This is a genomic window from Stenotrophomonas sp. LC732, from assembly GCF_052446685.1.
Classification (GTDB): domain Bacteria; phylum Pseudomonadota; class Gammaproteobacteria; order Xanthomonadales; family Xanthomonadaceae; genus Stenotrophomonas; species Stenotrophomonas muris.
Map to the genome: position 1 here is coordinate 3862178 of NZ_CP199214.1, position 19866 is coordinate 3882043.

A 19866-nucleotide genomic window follows, 5' to 3' on the forward strand; every position below is an offset into this window, starting at 1 on the left:
GCAAGGATACCGGTTCGGGGTGCCAGGCAGCGCCCGGCGCCCCTTCGCCGTTACGGCTGGGCGATGCCCAGCTGCTGCAGCACGAACGCGTACGACTCGGACAGTTCGCGGTAGCGTTGGAAGCGCCCCGACTTGCCGCCGTGGCCAGCTTCCATGTTGGTGCGGAACAGGATCGGGTAGTGGCCGGTGTTGTCATCACGCAGCCTGGCCACCCATTTGGCGGGCTCCCAGTACTGCACCTGCGAATCCCACAGGCCGGTACCCACGTACAGCGCCGGGTACGCCTGCTGCTTCACGTTGTCATAGGGCGAGTAGGACAGCATGTAGTCGTAATACGGCTTCTGCTCCGGGTTGCCCCACTCGTCGTATTCGTTGGTGGTCAACGGAATGGTCGGGTCGAGCATGGTCGTGACCACGTCGACGAACGGCACCTGCGCCACCATCACCCGGTAATCCTGCGGCGCCTGGTTGGCCACCGCGCCCATCAGCAGGCCGCCGGCGCTGCCACCGGACGCGGCCACGCGATCCTTCGCCGCCCAGCCCTGTGCTACCAGGCCACGGGTGACGTCGATGAAGTCGTTGAAGGTGTTCTGCTTGTGCAGCAGCTTGCCGTTCTCGTACCAGTCGCGTCCCATCTCCTGGCCGCCACGGATGTGGGCGATGGCATACACCACGCCACGATCAAGCAGGCTGACCGCGGTCTGGTTGAAGTACGGATCCATCGACATGCCGTAGCTGCCGTAGGCGTACTGGAACAGCGCGCCCTTGCCGTCCTTCTGGTAGCCCTTGCGGTAGACCAGCGACACCGGCACCTTCACGCCATCGCGCGCGGTGATCCAGACGCGGTCGGTCTCGTACTTCGAGGCGTCATAGCCGATCACCGGCTGCACCTTCAGCTGGCGACGCTCGCCGGTGGCGGTGTTCAGCTCGAACACGGTGGTCGGGGTGGTCATCGAGGTGTAGACGTAGCGCAGCCACGGCGTATCGGCCTCGGTGTTATCGCCCAGGCCCATCGAATAGGCCGGCTCGTCGGCCTTCACGTAGTCGCTGCGCCCGTCCTTGAACAGCAGGCGGATGCGCTCCAGGCCCTCGGAACGTTCGGCGATGGCGGTGTACGTGTCGAACAGTTCGAAGCCTTCGATGAACACCGCATCGTCGTGCGCGATCCAATCCTTCCATTGCGCGCGCGAGGTGGCATCGGTCGGTGCGGTGACCAGCTTGAAGTTCTTCGCACCGTCGTTGGTGCGGATCACCCAGCGGCCGTCATGGTGGTCGGCGTCGTACTCGACATCGCGCTGGCGCGGCGCCAGCACGGTGAAGGTGGTCGGGTCGCTGGCCGGCGCGTAGCGCTCTTCCGAGGACACGGTGCTGTGCACGCCGATGGTGATGAAGCGATCGTCGCGGGTGCGGCCGATGCCCATGTAGAAGCTGTCGTCCTTCTCTTCGTAGACGACGGTGTCGGCGCTGGCCGGGGTGCCCAGCACGTGCTTCTTCACGCGCACGGTCAGCAGCGTTTCCGGATCGTTCTCGACATACAGCACGGTGCGGTTGTCGTCGGCCCAGACCAGGTCGCCGGAGCTGCCGGTGATCACATCGGGCAGCACCGTGCCGGTGGCCAGGTCCTTGAAGCGGATCGTGTACTGGCGGCGGCCGACGTCATCGTCGGCCCAGGCCAGCAGCTGGTTGTCCTGGCTGACTTCCATCGAACCGACGCTGAAGTAGCCCTTGCCGGCGGCCATCGCGTTGACGTCCAGCAGGATTTCCTCTGCCGCCTCCATGCTGCCCTTGCGGCGCGCGTGGATGGGGTAATCCTGGCCGGTCTCGAAGCGGCTGTAGTACCAGTAGCCGCGCTCGCGCGCCGGCACGCTGGAATCGTCCTGCTTGATGCGGCCGACGATCTCCTTGTACAGGGTGTCTTCCAGTGGCTTCAGCGGTGCCAGCAGCTGGTCGGCGTAGGCATTCTCTGCCTGCAGGTAGGCCAGCATGTCCTTGTTCTCGCGCTTGTCGTCGCGCAGCCAGTAATAGTCATCGTTGCGGGTCGCGCCGAACGGCGCCTTGACCACGTGCGGATGCTTGGCGGCATCCGGCGGAACGGGCGGCGTGGCGGCGGTAGCAGTCGTGGTCATCAGGCTGGCGAGCAACAGGCAGAGAGTGGACTTCATGAGATAAGGCTCCTGGCGCATCAATGCAATGGTCTTCGACGGGGTCAGATCCCTTTTCCCGAAAAGGGATCTGACCCCAATCTCGGCAATGCGGCAACCCTGCGGAACGTCATGGGTTGCGCCGGCCGGCGTACCATGGGCACATGAGCACCCCGCCCCACACGCCGGGCTACAGCCGGCGCAGCCATGAAATCGCTCCGTTCCACGTGATGTCCCTGCTGGCCCGCGCGCAGGCGCTGGAACAGGCAGGCCACGATGTGATCCACCTGGAAATCGGCGAACCGGACTTCACTACCGCCGAACCCGTCGTGCGTGCCGGCCAGGCCGCACTGGCCGCCGGCCACACCCGCTACACCGCCGCGCGCGGCCTGCCGGCGCTGCGCCAGGCGATCAGCGGTTTCTACCGCAGCCACTATGGGCTGGATGTCGATCCCGGACGCATCCTGGTCACCCCGGGTGGGTCCGGTGCGCTGCTGCTGGCCAGCAGCCTGCTGGTCGATCCCGGCCGCCACTGGCTGCTGGCCGACCCCGGCTACCCCTGCAACCGCCACTTCCTGCGCCTCGTCGAGGGCGGCGCGCAGCTGGTGCCGGTCGGCCCGGACACCGCCTACCAGCTGACCCCTTCGCTGGTGGAACAGCACTGGAATGACGACAGCGTCGGCGCGCTGGTCGCCTCACCGGCCAATCCGACCGGCACCGTGCTGTCCGCCGACGAACTGGCGGCACTGTCGCAGGCCCTGCACGCGCGGGGCGGCCACCTGGTGGTGGACGAGATCTACCACGGCCTGACCTACGGCCTGGATGCGCCCAGCGTGCTGCAGGTGGACGACAGCGCGTTCGTGCTGAACAGTTTTTCCAAGTACTTCGGCATGACCGGCTGGCGGCTGGGCTGGCTGGTGGCACCGCCTGCAGCGGTACCGGACCTGGAAAAGCTGGCGCAGAACCTGTACATCAGCGCCTCCAGCATCGCCCAGCACGCCGCGCTCGCCTGCTTCAGCGAGGAATCAATGGCGATCTTCGAACAGCGCCGCGAAGCGTTCCGCCAACGCCGCGACTTCCTGCTGCCCGCGTTGCGTGAGCTCGGCTTCCGCATTGAAGTCGAGCCGCAGGGCGCGTTCTACCTGTACGCCGATGTCAGCGCGTTCACCGACGACGCGCAGGCGTTCTGCGCGCACTTCCTGGAAACCGAGCACGTGGCATTCACCCCGGGCCTGGATTTCGGCTTCCATCGCGCCAACCAGCATGTGCGGCTGGCGTATACCCAGCAGGTACCGCGGTTGCAGGAGGCGGTGGCGCGGATCGCGCGCGGGTTGAAGCGTTGGCAGGGATCACGTTGAGGGTAGTGCCGGCCGCTGGCCGGCACTACCGGTAAAGAAAAACGCCGCCCTGGGGCGGCGTTTTCCGTTCTGCTTACTTGCCGCCCAACCGCTCCCACAGGAAGCTGTAGGCCAGCGCGGACATATGCGCGGCCTGTGCATTGTTGGCTGCGCCGCCGTGGCCGCCTTCGATGTTCTCGTAGTAGGTCACGTCCTTGCCGGCGTCGATCATCTTCGCCGCCATCTTGCGGGCGTGGCCCGGGTGCACGCGGTCATCGCGGGTGGAGGTCGTGAACAGCACCGGCGGGTAGTTCTTCTTCGCGTTGAACAGGTGGTACGGCGAGAAGGTCTTGATGAATTCCCAGTCGCTGGTATCCGGGTTGCCGTACTCGGCCATCCACGAGGCGCCGGCCAACAGGTGGCTGTAGCGCTTCATGTCCAGCAGCGGCACCTGCACCACCACCGCACCGAACAGCTCCGGGTACTGGGTCAGCATGTTGCCCGTCAGCAGGCCACCGTTGCTGCCGCCCTGCACGCCCAGGTGCTTGGCGCTGGTGATCTTGCGCTTGACCAGGTCCCGCGCCACCGCGGCCATGTCTTCATAGGCCTTGTGACGGTTCTGCTTCAGCGCCGCCTGGTGCCAGCGCGGGCCGTACTCGCCGCCGCCGCGGATGTTGGCGACCACGTACACGCCGCCCTTCTCCAGCCAGGCGCGGCCCATGCCACCGGAATAGCTCGGGGTCAGCGAGATCTCGAAACCACCGTAGCCATACAGCAGGGTCGGGTTGGAGCCATCGAGCTTCATCGCCCTGTCGTGCACCACGAAATACGGCACGCGGGTGCCGTCCTTGCTGGTGGCGAAGTGCTGCTCGATCACCTTGCCCTTGGCATCGAAGAAGGCCGGCATGGTCTTCAGCGTTTCCGGTGCCTGGCCGATCTCGGCCAGGGCCAGCGTGGTCGGCGTCAGGTAATCGGTGGCGGTCAGCCACACCGCGTCGCTGTCATTGCTGTCCACCGCAGCCACGCCCAGCGTGCCGAAGGCCGGGGCGCCGACGAAGCGGCTGGTCTGCCAGCCGTCGGCGCCCGGGGTCAGCACCGACAGGCGGTTCTTGACGTCGTCCAGCACATTCAGCACCAGGTGGCTCTTGGTCCAGCTGGCACTGGCCAGCGAGGTGGTCGCGGTCGGGGTGAACAGCACGTCGAAGTCGCGCTTGCCGGCCAGGAAGTCGTCCAGCTTCGTCGCCAGCAGCGAACCGGACGCGTAGGTCTTGCCGCCCACGGTCCACGGATCGCGCAGTTCCAGGGTCAGCCACTGCTTGTGCAAACCCTTCTCGGCCGAGTTCGGCGCGTCGATCTTGGTCAGCGTGCCGTCGTCGCCACGCAGGTAGAGCTCGTTGTTGTAGAACGCCAGGGTGCGGCTGACCAGGTTGCGTTCGAAGCCCGGGGTGTCATCGTGCATCGCCGCGATGTACATGTCCTCCGGCTTGCCTTCGTACACCACGGTGGCCGAGGCCATCGGCGTGCCGCGCTTCCACAGTTTGGCCACGCGCGGGTAGCCGGAGGTGGTCATCGAGCCGGCACCGAAGTCGGTGTAGACGAACACGGTGTCGCGATCGACCCAGTTGAGGCCGCCCTTCGACTCCGGACGGAAGAAGCCGTCCTTGATCCAGGTCTTGTTGGCCAGGTCGAACTCACGGGTGACGTCGGCGTCGGCGCCGCCGCGCGACAGCGCGATCAGGCAGCGGCTGTAATCCGGGCGCAGGCAGTCGGCGCCGTGCCAGACCCAGTTCTCGCCCTCGGCCTTGTTCAGTGCATCCAGGTCGAGCACGGTCTCCCACTGCGGCGAGGCCTTGCGGTACTCGGCCAGGGTGGTGCGGCGCCACAGGCCGCGCTCGTGCTGCTGGTCCTTCCAGAAGTTGTAGTAGTAGTCACCGATCTTCTGCACGCCGGGAATCTTGGCGTCGGAGTCGAGCACCTCGCGGATGCTGGTCTCCATCTGCTTGAAGGCCGGGGTCTGCGCCAGGCGCGCCTCGGACCTGGCATTCTGTTCCTTGACCCAGGACAGTGGCTTGTCGCCGGTGACGTCCTCCAGCCAGGCGTAGCGATCGGTGTCTTCAGCGGCCACGGCGGTCCCCACCGAGGCAGCGGTCATCATGCCGGCCAGCAGGCAGGCGGAAGCGAGTCGTGACATTGCAGCTCCAGGCAGTCATAAGCCGGGGAACGCTAGCACGGAATGTCGCGGCCTCCCCCGTGTCGAAGGTCAGGCCGTGGCCGCCGGACCGCGCCGGCCGCGTGCGGCGGAAGCCGGCCGACGGCGCGCCTGTCCACCGGTACGCCGCGCCCGCCATCGCCATGACGGGCGCGGCAGCGGAAAGCGCAGCAGCGCCCACCAGGCGGCGAGCGGCATGCCCACCAGCCACATCGGCAGCCAGCCCAGCCACGCGCTGCTGCCGCGTGCCCCCGGCCAGACCAGGACCAGCGCCAGCCCGGCCAGCGCCAGTTGCCGCACGCCGCGCAGCAGGCGTGGGTCGGCGCGTTCGATGGCGCGTTCAGTTGCAGGGCGACGGACGGAACGAGCGCTCATGGGGGCTTCTCCGGTAGACAATGCAACACAGCTTGGGCAAGCCCCTTCTCACAGGATGCGACACCATTGACGGATCGCGTGCACACAGTCGACCATGCGCGTGCAAGCCCACTGGAGCCCGCTCCCGCATGACTTCGATCCGCCCGTTCTGCGCCGTGCTGCTGGCTCTGTCCCTGGCAGGTCCTGCCATGGCCGCCAGTGAGCCGCCGTCGCCCCGCGCCAGCGCCACGGACGCGGCCGACCCGGGGGCGCCGATCGACCTGAAGCGCTTCATGGGCACCTGGTATGTGATCGGCCGCGTGCCGAACTTCATCGAACGCGGGCATGTCGCCAGCGTCAACGAGTACGAGCTGCGCGACGAGCACAAGGTCGCCATCACCTACCGCTACCGTGATGGTTTCGGCGAACCACTGCAGGAAATTCGCGCACGTGCCAGCGTCGATCCGGACAGCGGCAACCATGGCTGGCGAACCTGGTTCTATCGCGTGGTGCCGACCCATTCGCGGGTACTGGAAGTGGCCCCGGACTATTCATGGGCACTGATCGGTTATCCGGGCCGCGAAATGGCCTGGATCTTCGCGCGCAAGCCGGACATGGACAAAGCCCTGTACAAGGAGCTGGCCGAGCGCCTGCGCGACGAGTACGGCGTGAACACCGACAAGCTCAAGCGCGTGCCTCAGCATCCGGAACAGGTCGGCAAGCTGGGCTACGAAGTACCGAACGCGCGTTGACCGCACGTGGAATTGCCGGCCAGCGGCCGGCACTACCGTTTTTTTCCCGGCAATCGGGTAGAGCCGGCCGCTGGCCGGCTGCCGCCCGGCATTCTGTTACTTGCGGCTGTAATGCGCGACCAGGCGGTCGCCGAGCATCTGCAGCAGCTGCACCAGGACCAGCAACAGGACCACGGTGACCAGCGCCACGTCGGTGTGCGAACGCTGGTAACCATCGCGGAACGCCAGGTCGCCGAGGCCACCGGAACCGATCGCACCGCCCATCGCGGTGAAGCCGATCAGGGCCACGGTGGTGACCGTCGCCCCGGCGATCAGCCCCGGGCGTGCTTCCGGCAGCAGCACCCGGGTGACCAGCTGCCAGGTGGTGGCGCCCATCGCCTGGGTCGCCTCGATCACGCCACGATCCACTTCGCGCAGCGCGGTCTCGACAAGGCGCGCGTAGAACGGCGCCGCGCCGATCACCAGCGGCACGATCGCGCCGCGCACGCCCAGCGAGGTACCCATCAGGAACAGCGTGACCGGGATCAGCACGATCATCAGGATGATGAAAGGCACCGAGCGCAGCAGGTTCACCACCAGAGCCAGCACGCCATAGGCAAACGGCCGGCGCTTCATCTGCGGCGCCCCGAACAGGTACAGCAGCACGCCCAGCGGCAGGCCGATGGCCAGGGTCAGCGGCAGCGAACCGAGCAGCATCAGCAGGGTGTCGAAGGTGGCCTGGCCGATGTCGGCCCACTTGCCCGCATCCAGGTGACGGAAGAAACCGCCGGCAGTGGCGATGATCATCGACGCAGCTCCTCGACATGCACGCCGGCAGCCACGAAGGCAGCCTGCGCGGCGGACTGGTCACCGCCCACCAGGGCGACCACCAGCTGGCCATAGGGGGTGTCCTTGATCCGGTCGATACGGCCGGACAGGATGTTGTAGTCGACCCCGGTCTGGCGCGCGACGCTGCCGAGCAGGGGTTCGTAGGTGTCGCCGCCGAGGAAGGTCAGGCGCACGATGCGCCCGCCCACCACGTCGAAATCGCGGTGCAACGCCCCTTCGTCCACGTGCTCCGATTCGCTGACGAACCGCCGCGTGGTCGGGTGCTGCGGATGCAGGAACACCCGGGTAACCGGACCGGTCTCGACCATCTGGCCAGCATCGAGCACGGCCACGCGGTCGCAGACACGGCGGATCACGTCCATCTCGTGGGTGATCAGCACGATGGTCAGGCCCAGCTCGCGGTTGATCTTCGACAACAGCGACAGCACCGAGGCGGTGGTCTGCGGATCCAGCGCGCTGGTGGCCTCGTCGCACAGCAGGATCTGCGGGCGGGTCGCCAGCGCACGGGCGATGCCGACACGCTGCTTCTGGCCGCCGGACAGCTGCGCCGGATACTTCTGCGCATGCGCTTCCAGGCCCACGGTCTGCAGCAGCTCGGCCACGCGCGCGTCGATCTCCGCCTGCGGCGTGCCGGCCAGTTCCAGCGGGAAGGCGACATTGCCAGCCACCGTGCGCGACGACAGCAGGTTGAAGTGCTGGAAGATCATGCCGATGCGCCGGCGCAGCGTGCGCAGGCCGTCCGCGTCCAGTGCGGTGACATCCTCGCCACCGATCAGCAGCCGGCCACCGCTGGGCTCTTCCAGGCGGTTGATCATGCGGATCAGGGTCGACTTGCCGGCGCCGGAATGGCCGATGATGCCGAATACCTCACCGGCCTCGATGGTCAGGTCCAGCGGTTGCAGCGCGCTGACTTCGCGGCCGGCAACGGCATAGGATTTGTGCAGGCGCTGGAACTCGATCACGGGCGTGGCTCACCGGCTGGGTGACGGAAGGGGGCGTGCAGCCTACCAGCGCAGGCGGTCGCGCGCCCGCGCCATGGGCCAGAATGTTATTCCTTTTGATTCTAAGCCGCCCGCGCCGACGTGTTGGCTGGGGTCAGAGCCCCTGCGGGGATCCGACCCCGGGGTCGGATCCCCGCAGGGGCTCTGACCCCATTCCCAGGCCCAACCGGCTCAGGGATGGTCCAGCGGCTTCGGTGGCTGCACCCGGTTCAGGCGCTCACGATGCAGCAGGTACAGTCCCGAAGCCACGATGATCGCGGCGCCCACCCAGGTATAGCCATCAGGCAGCTGGCCCCAGAAGGCCAGGTCCCAGCCGATCACCCAGACCAGCCCGCTGTACTCCAGCGGCGCGATCATCGAGGCCTCGCCCAGCTGGAACGCCTTGGTCAGGGCGATCTGGCCCAGCGCCCCGGCCAGGCCCATGCCGGCGATCAGCGGCGCATGCGCCAGCTGCAGCGGCACCCAGCCGGGAAGGGACAGCAGGCCGGCACCGATGGCCATGATCACCAGGAACCAGACCACCATCGACTGCGAGGTATCGGTGCGGGTCAGCAGGCTGACCGTGATCGCCGCCACGGCATAGGCGGTGGCCGCAGCCAGCACCATCAGGCCGGGCACCGAGATGAAACCGTCCACGCCCGGCCGCAGCACCACCAGCACGCCGACCAGGCCGATGCCGATGGCGACCCAGCGCCGTGGCCCGACCCGCTCGCCCAGCAGCGGTACCGACAAGGCGGCGATCAGCAGCGGGGCGACGAAATAGATGGTGTAGGCGGTGGACAGCGGCAGGTCGCGCAGGGCGAACACGAAGCAGCCGATCATCGCCATGCCCAGCGCGCCACGCAGCAGGTGCAGGCCCCAGCGACGCGGCACCAGCGAGCGCGGGCCGGCGCTGGCCAACACCCAGACCAGCACGAACGGCAACGAGGCCGCGCCGCGCAGGAAGGTCACTTCCAGGGTCGGATAGCTGGCCGACAGCTGCTTCATGCCAGCGTCCATCAGCGAGAAACAGGCGACCGCAGCGACCATCCAGGCCACCGCACGCGAAGGGGAGCGTTGCACGTTCATGGCCCATTATCGCCCGGTCGTCGCTTTCTGTAGAGCCGAGCCCACGCTCGGCTGCCCTTCACAAAGCCGCCGAGCGTGGGCTCGGCGCTACAAAGGGCGGGCATGCGGGCCCTCGCGATAGAATGATCGCCACTGAAACCTGCGGAGCACCGCCCATGCCTTCCTTCGACGTCGTGTCCGAAGTCGACACCCACGAGCTGACCAACGCCATCGACCAGGCCAACCGCGAACTGGCCACCCGCTTCGACTTCAAGGGCGTGGACGCAAAGTTCGAGCGCGACGGCGATGTCATCAACCAGACCGCGCCGACCGAATTCCAGCTCAAGCAGATGAACGACATCCTGCGTGCTCGCCTGGCCGCACGCGGCATCGACGTGCTCAGCCTGGAGTTCGGCGACATCGAGACCAACCTGGCCCAGGCCCGGCAGAAGATCACCGTCAAGCAGGGCATCGAGCAGAAGATCGCCAAGAAGATCGCGGCGGCGCTGAAGGATGCCAAGCTGAAGGTGGAAAGCCAGATCAACGGCGACAAGCTGCGCGTGCAGGGCAAGAAGCGCGACGACCTGCAGGACGCCATCGCCGTGCTCAAGGCCGGCAAGTTCGAGCTGCCGCTGCAGTTCAACAACTTCCGCGACTGAGGCATCCGCCGGGCCTGCCCCGGCGCTGCCAGCGGCAGGCACGACGGCGCGTTGCCAGCGACGCGCCTACAATGGCGGCCCCGCCAGCCGACGTGCCCGCCATGACCGATTCCCCCCTGCCCACCGATGACCCGATCGCTGCCACCCGCCTGTGGCTGGAGCGCATCGTCATCGGCCTGAATCTGTGCCCGTTCGCCAAGGCGGTATACGTGAAGGATCAGGTCCGCATCGTGCTCAGCGATGCGACCACGACAGAAGCGCTGGTTGAACAGCTGGCCGAGGAGCTGGTGCTGCTGCGCGACACGCCGGCCGAGCAGATCGACACGACGCTGATCGTGCATCCGCAGGTGCTGACCGATTTCCTCGACTACAACGACTTCCTCGACAACGCCGATGCGGCGATCGAGGCACTGGACCTGCAGGGGATCCTGCAGGTGGCCAGCTTCCACCCGGACTACCAGTTCGACGGCGTGGCAGCGGACGACGCCAGCAACTACACCAATCGCGCGCCCTTCCCCACCCTGCACCTGCTGCGCGAAGACAGCGTGGCGCGCGCAGTGGATGTCTATCCGGACCCGGACGTGATCGTCGAGCGCAACATCCAGACCCTGGACCGCATCGGCGTGGACGGCTGGCATCGCCGCCTGCGTGGCGAAGACCTGACGTGAGCACGGTACCGCCGATTGCCGCATGGCCGGCCGCGCCGCTGTCGGGCAAGGTGGTGCTGGTCACCGGCGGCGCCAACGGCATCGGCCGTGGCATCGCCCAGGCCGTGCTCGGTGCCGGTGGACGCGTGCTGATCGGCGACCTGGACGTGGAGGCCGGCGAGGCGTGCCTGGCGGAATGGCAGCGTAGTGGCGAGGCCGCATTCCAGCGCCTGGACATCACCGACGAAGCCAGCGTGCGCGACTTCATCGCCGTGGCCCTGCGGCGTTTCAGCCGTATCGACGGGCTGGTCAACAACGCGGGCATCGCCGGACCGCATGGCACGCAGCTGCAGGACATGGACTGGGATGAGTGGCAGCGCCGCCTGTCCTCGCTGCACGGTGCCTTCCTGTGCAGCAAGCATGCACTACCGGCGCTGACGGCCAGCGCCGCCGGCGCAATCATCAACATCGCCTCGACCCGCGCCTGGCAATCCGAAGCGCACAGCGAGGCCTATGCTGCGGCCAAAGGCGGGCTGGTGGCGTTCACCCATGCGCTGGCGATCAGTGCCGGCCCAACGGTGCGGGTCAACAGCATCAGTCCGGGCTGGATCGGCACCACGGCCTGGCAGGCCCCCTCGCGGCGACACGCACCGGAGTACTCCGCCATCGACCAGGCACAGCACCCGGTCGGCCGGGTCGGCCGCCCCGAGGACATCGGCGCGCTGGCGGTGTACCTGCTGTCGTCGCTGTCCGGCTTCAGCACCGGCCAGGACTTCATCGTCGACGGCGGCATGACCCGGAAGATGATCTACGCCGAATAGAAAAAGGGTACGGAGGGGATTAAGTCGTTTGTGCACAAACGACTTAATCCCCTCCGTCCCCTTTTTTTCGCTTACGCCATGCCCGAGTGCCGCAGCAGCGCGTCGATCTGCGGCGCGCGGCCGCGGAAGGCCTTGAAGTTCTCCGCCGCCGGGCGGCTGCCACCACGCGACAGGATCTCATCGCGGAAGCGTGCACCGGTTTCAGCCAGTGCCTGCGGCGCTTCCTCGAACGCGGCGTAGGCATCGGCGCTGAGCACTTCGGCCCACTTGTAGCTGTAGTAACCCGCGGCGTAACCACCGGCGAAGATGTGGCTGAACTGGTGCGGGAAGCGGTTCCAGACCGGCGGGTGGTTCACGGCCACTTCCGCGCGCACTCGGTCCAGCAGTGCCAGCACGCTGTCCTGCGCCGGTTCGAACTGGCTGTGCAGCAGCATGTCGAACAGGCCGAACTCCAGCTGGCGCACCGTGGCCATGCCGCTATGGAAATTGCGCGCCGCCAGCATGCGCTCGTACAGCGCGCGCGGCAGCGGCTCGCCACTGTCCACGTGCGCGGTCATGCCCTGCAGGTGGTCCCATTCCCAGCAGAAGTTCTCCATGAACTGGCTGGGCAGCTCCACCGCGTCCCATTCCACGCCGTTGATGCCGGCCACGCCCAGTTCGCCGATGCGGGTCAGCAGCTGGTGCAGCCCGTGGCCCATCTCATGGAACAGCGTGGTCACTTCATTGTGGCTGAAGGTCGCCGGCCTGCCGTTGGCGCCCCGGCCAAAGTTGCACACCAGGTAGACCAGTGGCGTCTGCACGCTGCCGTCGCCACGCACGCGACGGTTGCGGCAATCGTCCATCCACGCACCGCCGCGCTTGCCCTCGCGTGCGTACAGGTCCAGGTAGAACTGGCCGACCAGCGCGCCCTGCGCATCGACCAGGCGGAAGAAGCGCACGTCTTCGTGCCACACCGGTGCGCTGTCTTCCTGCACATGCAGGCCATACAGCTGCTCGATCACCGAGAACAGGCCGCCCAGTACCTTCGGTTCGGTGAAATACTGCTTCACTTCCTGCTCGGAATAGCTGTAACGCGCCTGCTTCAGGCGGTCGGCGGCGAACGCCAGGTCCCAGGCCTGCAGGTCATCGATGCCCAGCTGCTCGCGTGCGAACTGCTCCAGCTCGGCGCGGTCCTTGGCCGCGAACGGCTTGGCTCGCGCGGCAAGGTCACGCAGGAAACCCAGCACTTCGGCCGGATCCTGCGCCATCTTGGTCGCCACCGAGTAATGGCCGTACGAATCGAAGCCGAGCAACGCGGCCAGTTCGGCGCGCAGGGCAAGGATACGGTCGATGTTGCCACTGTTGTCCAGCGCGTCATCGCCGAACTCCGATGCACGCTGCGCGCTGGCACGGTACAGGATCTCGCGCAGGTCGCGGTCTTCACCCCAGGTCTGCACCGACAGGTAGCACGGCATCTGCAGGGTCAGTTTCCAGCCGGTCCTGCCGTCCTTCTCTGCCGCAGCGCGCGCGGCAGCCTTCACGTCTTCCGGCAGGCCCAGCAGTCGTGCTTCGTCCTCGATGTACAGCGACCATGCATCGGTGGCGTCGAGCACGTTCTGCGAGAACTTCGCCGACAGCGCCGACAGTTCCTCCTTGATCGCCGCAAAGCGCTGCTGCGCCTCAGGTGCCAGCTCGGCACCGCCCAGGCGGAAGTCACGCAGCGTGTTGTCCAGCACCTTGCGCTGGGCTTCATTGAAATGCGCCGCCTCCGGGCTGGCGGCCAGTGCCTGGTACTGGCGATACAGCGCCAGGTTCTGGCCCAGCGCGCTGGCGAAACGGGTCACCCGCGGCAGGTTGCCGTTGTAGGCCTCACGCAGTTCCGGGGTGTTGACCACCCCCTGCAGGTGGCCGACCAGGCCCCAGGCACGCCACAGGCGCTCGGTGGCGTCATCCAGCGGGGTGACGAAGGTGTCCCAACGCACCGGCTGCACCCGCTCGGCTGCGCTGACGGCAGCTTCGGCCTCGGCCAGCAGCACATCCAGCGCCGGCGCGACGTGCTCGGGGCGGATCGCGTCAAAGCGCGGCAGTCCGGAAAAGTCGAGCAGGGGGTTGGCAACGGTCACGGCAGATCTCCAGGGAACGGGCCCGGCGGGCGGGCAGCTTCCCAGATATGGCGCTGACAGGCGCGGCTGACAAGGGGGCATGCGCCGGCGTTCACGTCGGCCTGACGGCCGCGCACCGAAGCTCTGGCTGCGGGGGAGTCCGCAGCGGTACTTACCGAACGAGGCCCTACATGGAAGGTCTGGCTGCAGTGGCATCCATCTCACCGGCGCGCTCGCTGGCGCTGTCCGCCAGCCCGGCAGAACTGGCCTGGATCGCCGCGCTGTGCGATGCCGGCGACGACGCCCCCCGCCATTTGGAGCAGCTGCAGGCGGTATTGCAGCAGGGCGGCACGTTCAACGATGCCCAGGAGTGGTACCCGTTCGAGGTGATCGAGCGCGGCGCCAGCCAGTTGCAGCTGGGCCACGAGCGCGAGTTCGTGATCTGCGTGCTGCTGTGGCTGCAGGCATTGGCCCAGGGACGCGCCAGCATCCTGGACCCCAGCCTGCACCTGGATGACCGCGCGATGGACATCGAGGCGTTGCCTGATGCGCTGCGCGATGCGGTGCTGGATGCGTTCACCGCAGCGGGATATTGAGACGCCCCGGCGACCGGGTGGAGTCGACTGTGGGTCGACTTTCGCGCGCAGCGCGGGATTCTGGCGACCTGAACGTGGAGCGGTCGACCAACAGTAGACGCTACCCAGCCGATGCACAGCCGGCCGTGCGTTGCCGCGTTACAACGCTTCCAGGCTGCACCACGGCAGTTCGGGCAACCCCTGCCCGGCCACCGCCGCCGCCAGCTGCGCATCGGCGCCGTCGACATCGATCCCCTGCCGCCCATACCACGCCGGGTCGTAATAGCTCTGCGCATAGCGCTCGCCACTGTCGCACAGGATGCTGACGATGCTGCCCTGGTGGCCCGCCTCACGCATCCATTGCGCGGCCTGCAGCACGCCGATGAAGTTGGTGCCGGTGGAGCCACCGACACGGCGGCCGAGCTGGCGGCTGACATGGCGCATCGCGGCCAGGCTCAGCGCATCGGGCACCTTCACCATCGCATCGACACTGGTCGGGATGAAACTCGGCTCCACCCGTGGCCGGCCGATGCCTTCCACGCGCGAGCCACCGCTACAGGTCAGTCCACGCCAGTCCTGTTCACCGGCCACGGCAGCCTTGTAGCCGTCGAAGAACACCGACACTTCCGGGTCCGCGCACAGGATGCGGGTGTCATGCCGGCGGTAGCTGACATAACGGCCCAGCGTGGCGGCGGTACCGCCGGTACCCGGGCTGCACACGATCCATTCCGGAACCGGGCTGGGCTCTTCGGCCATCTGCTTGAAGATGGATTCGGCGATGTTGTTGTTGGCACGCCAGTCGGTCGCCCGCTCGGCATAGGTGAACTGGTCCATGAAGTGGCCGCCGGTTTCGCGGGCCAGCTTTTCCGAATCACAGTTGAGGTCGCAGGCGCGCTCGACCAGGTGGCAGCGGCCCCCATGGAACTCGATCGCCGCGATCTTTTCCGGCGAGGTGGTGGCCGGGATCACCGCAATGAACGGCAGGCCCAGCAGGCGCGCGAAATAGGCTTCGGACACGGCGGTCGAGCCACTGGAGGCCTCGATCACTGGCCGGCCCTCGCGCAACCAACCGTTGGCCAGCGCGTACAGGAACAGCGAGCGCGCCAGCCGGTGCTTGAGGCTGCCGGTGGGATGGCTCGACTCGTCCTTCAGGTACAGGTCGATGCCCTCGAACCCGGGCAGCGCCAGCGGGATCAGATGGGTATCGGCGGAACGGTTGAAATCGGCTTCGATCTTGCGGATGGCGGCGGCCACCCATTCACGCTGCGACATGGCGGGCAATCGTTATCAGGACGGAACGGTGCGATCCGGCCATTGTACGTCGCGGTGCCGTCAGGTGCGGGCCGGTAGAATGGCGGCCATCCGGCCGGCAACGGCCCCGTCTGAAGGACCTCCCCCATGACCATTCCCGCCCTGCGCGATGTCCCCGGCGTCGCCGCCCAGGCCCCGGCCGAAACCAGCGGCTTCGTGTTCAACCACACCATGCTGCGGGTGAAGGACATCACCGCCTCGCTGGACTTCTACACCCGCGTACTGGGTTACCAGCTGATCGACAAGCGCGACTTCCCGGACGCCCAGTTCAGCCTGTACTTCCTGGCCTACGTGCCGGCCGGCGCAGTGGTGCCAGAAGACGACAGCCAGCGCCGCCTGTGGATGGCCGGCCTGCCGGGCGTGCTGGAACTGACCCACAACCACGGTACCGAAACCCAGGCCGGTGCGGTGTACCACGACGGTAACAGCGACCCGCGCGGCTTCGGCCACATCTGCGTGTCGGTGCCGGACATCGAGGCCGCCTGCCAGCGCTTCGAGGACCTCGGCGTGACCTTCCAGAAACGCCTGACCGACGGCCGCATGAAGAATCTGGCCTTCATCAAGGACCCGGACGGCTACTGGGTCGAAATCATCGCCCACTGACAAAAAGGGGACGGAGGGGATTAAGTCGTTTCTGGCACTATTGGCCGGAAGCGACTTAATCCCCTCCGTCCCCTTTTTTGCGAGGTTCGTATGGAAACGATGGAACTGCACCGCGGCCGACTGATCGACCATCTGCAGCTGGTGGTGCGTGACCTGGCCGCCAGCCGCCGCTTCTACCAGGCGGTGTTCGACACCATCGGCATCCCGATCGCCGGCGAAGGCGATGATTACTTCTGGGCCGATGAGCTGTTCATTTCCAGCGCCAGCAGCGAGGCCGCCGCCGGCCAGCTGACCGGCCGCCACCATCTGGCCTTCCAGGCCCGCGACAGCGCCACCGTCGATGCCTTCCATACCGCCGCGATCGCCGCCGGCGGCACCGACAACGGCGCGCCGGGCGAACGCCCCTACCACCCGGGCTACTACGGCGCCTTCGTGCTCGACCCGGACGGCAACAACATCGAAGTGGTCTATCACGGTCCTGCGAACTACAGCGCCGACTCGGTAAAGGTCACGTTCTGATATCACCGAAGCCGTGAACGAAGAAGCCGGGCAATGCCCGGCTTCCCTGCTTCCAGCGCTGCAGCCCTCAGTGGGCGGCCATGTAGATGTCCTGAAGCACGGCCTTTTCCAGTTCCAGCTCGCCCAGCAGGTTCTTCACGATATCGCCCAGGCTGAGGATGCCGACCAGCTGGTTGCCGTCGGTCACCATCAGATGACGGCGCCGCGAGTACGTCATCAACGACATGGCCTGCTTCAGCGTCGCGTCCGGCGCAATGCCTTCCAGGCCGGTGGACGGCAGGCTGGAGATCACCCGGCGGCCGGCCTGCGGGCCGTCGTCGGCCAGGGTACGCACGATGTCCTTCTCGGAAATGATGCCGACCGGGGCATCGTCCTTCATCACCACCAGCGCAGCAATCCTGTTCGCGCTCATCTTGTGGGCGGCGGCACCGATGGTGTCCTCGGCGTCGATGGTGATGACAGCTTCTTTCTTGGATTGCAGGAGTTCGCGGACGTTCATTCTTGTTTCCTGATGCAGGTCACTGAAGTCAAAAAAGTGTGCTCTTCCGATACGCCCCCTCCCCGGGAACAGACCTTTCAGCGCACGTCTGGCGCACCCGGCCGCCGCGTGGAATGGATCGGCAGGCGATGTGCTGCAACGCGAACGAGGTGGGCTCAACCGCTCAACCCGGACCTCGGTCAAATCGATTCTACGACTGCGACCATCGGTCACTACCGGCATCGATAGGACAGTTCGTCGTGGGAACCAATCGACGATCCAGAGAATGGCACCGCGGCTGAAACCGCCGCTGAATACAGCCAATGCCACGCATTAAAGAATGATTGCCTGCTGCCGACGGCGGACAGAACACCCGGCGGCTGTCCCACTTGGCATGGCCAACCACGCAAACGAAAGGGGCCACGCGGGCCCCTTTTCGCATGCAGCATTCAACGGATCCGGGAGTGTTACTCCACCGTCACGCTCTTGGCCAGGTTGCGCGGCTTGTCCACGTCGGTGCCGCGTGCCAGCGCGGTGTGGTAGGCCAGCAGCTGCACCGGAATGGTGTGCACGATCGGGCTGAGCACGCCGGCATGGCGCGGCGTGCGGATCACGTGCACGCCTTCGGACTCATTGAAGTTGCTGTCCTGGTCGGCGAACACGAACAGCTCGCCACCACGGGCGCGCACTTCCTGCATGTTCGACTTCACCTTCTCCAGCAGGCTGTCATTGGGGGCGATCACCACCACCGGCATGTCCTCGTCCACCAGCGCCAGCGGGCCATGCTTCAGCTCGCCCGCCGGGTAGGCCTCGGCGTGGATGTAGGAAATCTCCTTGAGCTTGAGCGAGCCTTCCAGCGCGATCGGGTAATGCAGGCCACGGCCCAGGAACAGCGCATTGGACTTGCGCGCGAAGCGTTCGGCCCACGCCGCGATCTGCGGTTCCAGGTTCAGCGCGTGCTGCACGCTGCCCGGCAGGAAGCGCAGCTGCTCCAGGTAATCCGCTTCCTGCGCCGCGTCGATGCGGCCATGCAGCTTGCCCAGCACCACGGTCAACTGGAACAGCGCGGCCAGCTGGGTGGTGAAGGCCTTGGTCGAAGCCACGCCGATCTCCGCGCCCGCGCGGGTGTAGCAGACCAGCTCGCTGGCGCGCGGAATCGCGCTTTCCGGCACGTTGCAGATCGACAGCGTGTGCTTGTGGCCAAGCGCCTTGGCGTACTTCAGCGCCTCCATCGTATCCAGCGTTTCGCCGGACTGGGAGATGGTGACGATCAGGTGCTTCGGGTTGGCATACGCGGCGCGGTAGCGGTACTCGCTGGCAATCTCCACGCTGCACGGCAGGCCGGCGATGGCCTCGATCCAGTAGCGCGCGGTCAGGCCGGCGTAGTAGCTGGTGCCGCAGGCAATGATCTGCACGCCCTCGATGCCCGACAGCACCGCTTCGGCATTCTTGCCGAACAGCTCGGCCGGGAAACCACCGGCGTCGATCGCCGCCTCGATGGTGTCGCCCAGCGCGCGCGGCTGCTCGTGGATTTCCTTCTGCATGAAGTGGCGGTACGGGCCAAGCTCCAGCGATGCCAGCGACACGTCGGACAGGTGCACATCGCGCTCGACCGGCCGGTCATGCTCATCGAAGATGCGCACGCCATCGCGACGGATCTCGGCGGTGTCGCCCTCTTCCAGGAAGATCACCTTGCGGGTGGCCGAGATCACCGCCGAGACGTCGGAGGCGACGAAGTTCTCGCCCTCGCCCAGGCCCACCAGCAGCGGGCAGCCCATGCGCGCGCAGACGAAGCGCTCCGGCTCGGCGCGGCTGACCACGGCCAGCGCGTAGGCGCCGGTCAGCTCCTTCACCGTGTGCTGCAGCGCCACCAGCAGGTCATCGCCGCCCTTCAGGTGATAATGGATCAGGTGCGCGATGACTTCGGTGTCGGTCTGCGACTCGAAGGTGTAGCCCAGCGCGCGCAGCTTCTCGCGCTGCTCTTCGTGGTTCTCGATGATGCCGTTGTGCACCAGCGCCACGCCGTGGCTGATGTGCGGATGCGCGTTGGCCTCGGTGACGCCGCCGTGGGTGGCCCAGCGGGTGTGGCCGATACCCAGCACCGCATTGAACCCTTCGGCCTCGGCCGCCGTGGCCATTTCCGACACGCGACCGGTGCGGCGGACACGACGTACTTCGGGGCGCTCGGCGTGATCGATCACCGCGATGCCCGAGGAGTCGTAACCACGGTACTCAAGCCGCTTCAGGCCTTCGATCAGCACCGGCACCACGTCGCGATCGGCGATTGCACCCACGATTCCACACATGTCACGCGTTTCCTTGAAGACGATCGGCGCATTCTAGCCCGCGTGTCCGGCTTCCCCCTCCTGTCCGCTTAATGAAAGTGTCCGGAAAGGTGTCCGCGGACACCCGGACACTCCAGCGGCCCGCCCAACCTGTTGAACTGAAAGGAAATAAAGTTGGCACGCTACGTGCTTGGTACTGGCTACCACCGTCAGGCACG

At 66.7% G+C, this 19866-nt stretch carries 18 protein-coding genes; 8 read left to right on the plus strand and 10 right to left on the minus strand.

What is annotated here, in order from left to right:
- Positions 1–50 precede the first annotated feature (50 nt).
- Positions 51–2162: a S9 family peptidase gene (locus ACT6SE_RS18235; protein ID WP_014648467.1), complete on the minus strand. Its 2112-nt coding sequence runs from the start codon at positions 2160–2162 to the stop codon at positions 51–53.
- Positions 2163–2305: 143 nt separating this feature from the next.
- Here ACT6SE_RS18235 and ACT6SE_RS18240 point away from each other — a divergent pair, with 143 nt between their 5' ends.
- The gene (locus ACT6SE_RS18240; protein ID WP_046432601.1) at positions 2306–3499 is read left to right on the plus strand and encodes a pyridoxal phosphate-dependent aminotransferase; all 1194 of its coding nucleotides are present in this window, start codon (positions 2306–2308) and stop codon (positions 3497–3499) included.
- A gap of 73 nt (positions 3500–3572) precedes the next feature.
- On the opposite strand, the gene ACT6SE_RS18245 is transcribed toward ACT6SE_RS18240, so the two are convergent.
- Both ACT6SE_RS18245 and ACT6SE_RS18250 read right to left on the minus strand, forming a co-directional pair.
- Positions 3573–5669, minus strand: a complete 2097-nt coding sequence (locus ACT6SE_RS18245) for a prolyl oligopeptidase family serine peptidase (protein WP_014648469.1) — start codon at positions 5667–5669, stop codon at positions 3573–3575.
- 69 nt (positions 5670–5738) lie between these two features.
- Positions 5739–6062 (minus strand): hypothetical protein, encoded by a 324-nt coding sequence (locus ACT6SE_RS18250; protein ID WP_444811035.1) that lies wholly within the window; start codon positions 6060–6062, stop codon positions 5739–5741.
- 128 nt (positions 6063–6190) lie between these two features.
- On the opposite strand from ACT6SE_RS18250, the gene ACT6SE_RS18255 reads away from it, so the two are divergent.
- On the plus strand, positions 6191–6793 hold the full coding sequence (locus tag ACT6SE_RS18255) for a lipocalin family protein (RefSeq protein WP_014648471.1): 603 nt from the start codon (positions 6191–6193) through the stop codon (positions 6791–6793).
- A gap of 96 nt (positions 6794–6889) precedes the next feature.
- On the opposite strand, the gene ACT6SE_RS18260 is transcribed toward ACT6SE_RS18255, so the two are convergent.
- From ACT6SE_RS18260 to ACT6SE_RS18270, 3 genes are all read right to left on the minus strand, one after another.
- On the minus strand, positions 6890–7579 hold the full coding sequence (locus tag ACT6SE_RS18260; protein ID WP_014648472.1) for a methionine ABC transporter permease: 690 nt from the start codon (positions 7577–7579) through the stop codon (positions 6890–6892).
- Positions 7576–8583: a methionine ABC transporter ATP-binding protein gene (locus tag ACT6SE_RS18265; RefSeq protein ID WP_014648473.1), complete on the minus strand. Its 1008-nt coding sequence runs from the start codon at positions 8581–8583 to the stop codon at positions 7576–7578. Before ACT6SE_RS18265 ends, ACT6SE_RS18260 begins: the two co-directional genes overlap by 4 nt.
- A 210-nt stretch (positions 8584–8793) precedes the next feature.
- Positions 8794–9690 (minus strand): DMT family transporter, encoded by an 897-nt coding sequence (locus ACT6SE_RS18270; protein ID WP_014648474.1) that lies wholly within the window; start codon positions 9688–9690, stop codon positions 8794–8796.
- 155 nt (positions 9691–9845) lie between these two features.
- Here ACT6SE_RS18270 and ACT6SE_RS18275 point away from each other — a divergent pair, with 155 nt between their 5' ends.
- The 3 genes from ACT6SE_RS18275 (at position 9846) to ACT6SE_RS18285 (ending at position 11796) form a co-directional block, all read left to right on the plus strand.
- Positions 9846–10328, plus strand: coding sequence for a YajQ family cyclic di-GMP-binding protein (locus tag ACT6SE_RS18275; RefSeq protein WP_006471121.1), 483 nt, complete (start codon positions 9846–9848; stop codon positions 10326–10328).
- Positions 10329–10429: 101 nt separating this feature from the next.
- A complete protein-coding gene (locus ACT6SE_RS18280; protein WP_032961282.1) occupies positions 10430–10996 on the plus strand; it encodes a DUF1415 domain-containing protein in 567 nt (188 codons plus the stop codon).
- Positions 10993–11796, plus strand: coding sequence for an SDR family oxidoreductase (locus ACT6SE_RS18285; protein ID WP_032961223.1), 804 nt, complete (start codon positions 10993–10995; stop codon positions 11794–11796). Before ACT6SE_RS18280 ends, ACT6SE_RS18285 begins: the two co-directional genes overlap by 4 nt.
- 71 nt (positions 11797–11867) lie before the next feature.
- Here the strand turns inward: ACT6SE_RS18285 and ACT6SE_RS18290 are convergent, their stop codons facing one another.
- Positions 11868–13898, minus strand: a complete 2031-nt coding sequence (locus tag ACT6SE_RS18290) for a M3 family metallopeptidase (protein ID WP_046432614.1) — start codon at positions 13896–13898, stop codon at positions 11868–11870.
- 170 nt (positions 13899–14068) lie between these two features.
- Here ACT6SE_RS18290 and ACT6SE_RS18295 point away from each other — a divergent pair, with 170 nt between their 5' ends.
- Positions 14069–14473 (plus strand): hypothetical protein, encoded by a 405-nt coding sequence (locus ACT6SE_RS18295; protein WP_014648478.1) that lies wholly within the window; start codon positions 14069–14071, stop codon positions 14471–14473.
- Positions 14474–14611: 138 nt separating this feature from the next.
- Here ACT6SE_RS18295 and ACT6SE_RS18300 read toward each other — a convergent pair whose 3' ends face one another.
- Positions 14612–15724: a PLP-dependent cysteine synthase family protein gene (locus ACT6SE_RS18300; RefSeq protein ID WP_014038552.1), complete on the minus strand. Its 1113-nt coding sequence runs from the start codon at positions 15722–15724 to the stop codon at positions 14612–14614.
- A 126-nt stretch (positions 15725–15850) separates the two neighbouring features.
- Between ACT6SE_RS18300 and gloA the strand changes: the two genes are divergently transcribed.
- Both gloA and ACT6SE_RS18310 read left to right on the plus strand, forming a co-directional pair.
- Positions 15851–16366, plus strand: coding sequence for a lactoylglutathione lyase (gene gloA / locus ACT6SE_RS18305; protein ID WP_046432619.1), 516 nt, complete (start codon positions 15851–15853; stop codon positions 16364–16366).
- 90 nt (positions 16367–16456) lie between these two features.
- Positions 16457–16885, plus strand: a complete 429-nt coding sequence (locus tag ACT6SE_RS18310) for a VOC family protein (protein ID WP_032961230.1) — start codon at positions 16457–16459, stop codon at positions 16883–16885.
- A gap of 67 nt (positions 16886–16952) precedes the next feature.
- Here ACT6SE_RS18310 and ACT6SE_RS18315 read toward each other — a convergent pair whose 3' ends face one another.
- Complete coding sequence (locus ACT6SE_RS18315) at positions 16953–17384, minus strand: CBS domain-containing protein (protein WP_014648481.1); 432 nt, start codon at positions 17382–17384, stop codon at positions 16953–16955.
- Positions 17385–17830: 446 nt separating this feature from the next.
- On the minus strand, positions 17831–19669 hold the full coding sequence (glmS, locus tag ACT6SE_RS18320; protein ID WP_046432621.1) for a glutamine--fructose-6-phosphate transaminase (isomerizing): 1839 nt from the start codon (positions 19667–19669) through the stop codon (positions 17831–17833).
- Positions 19670–19866: the final 197 nt, after the last annotated feature.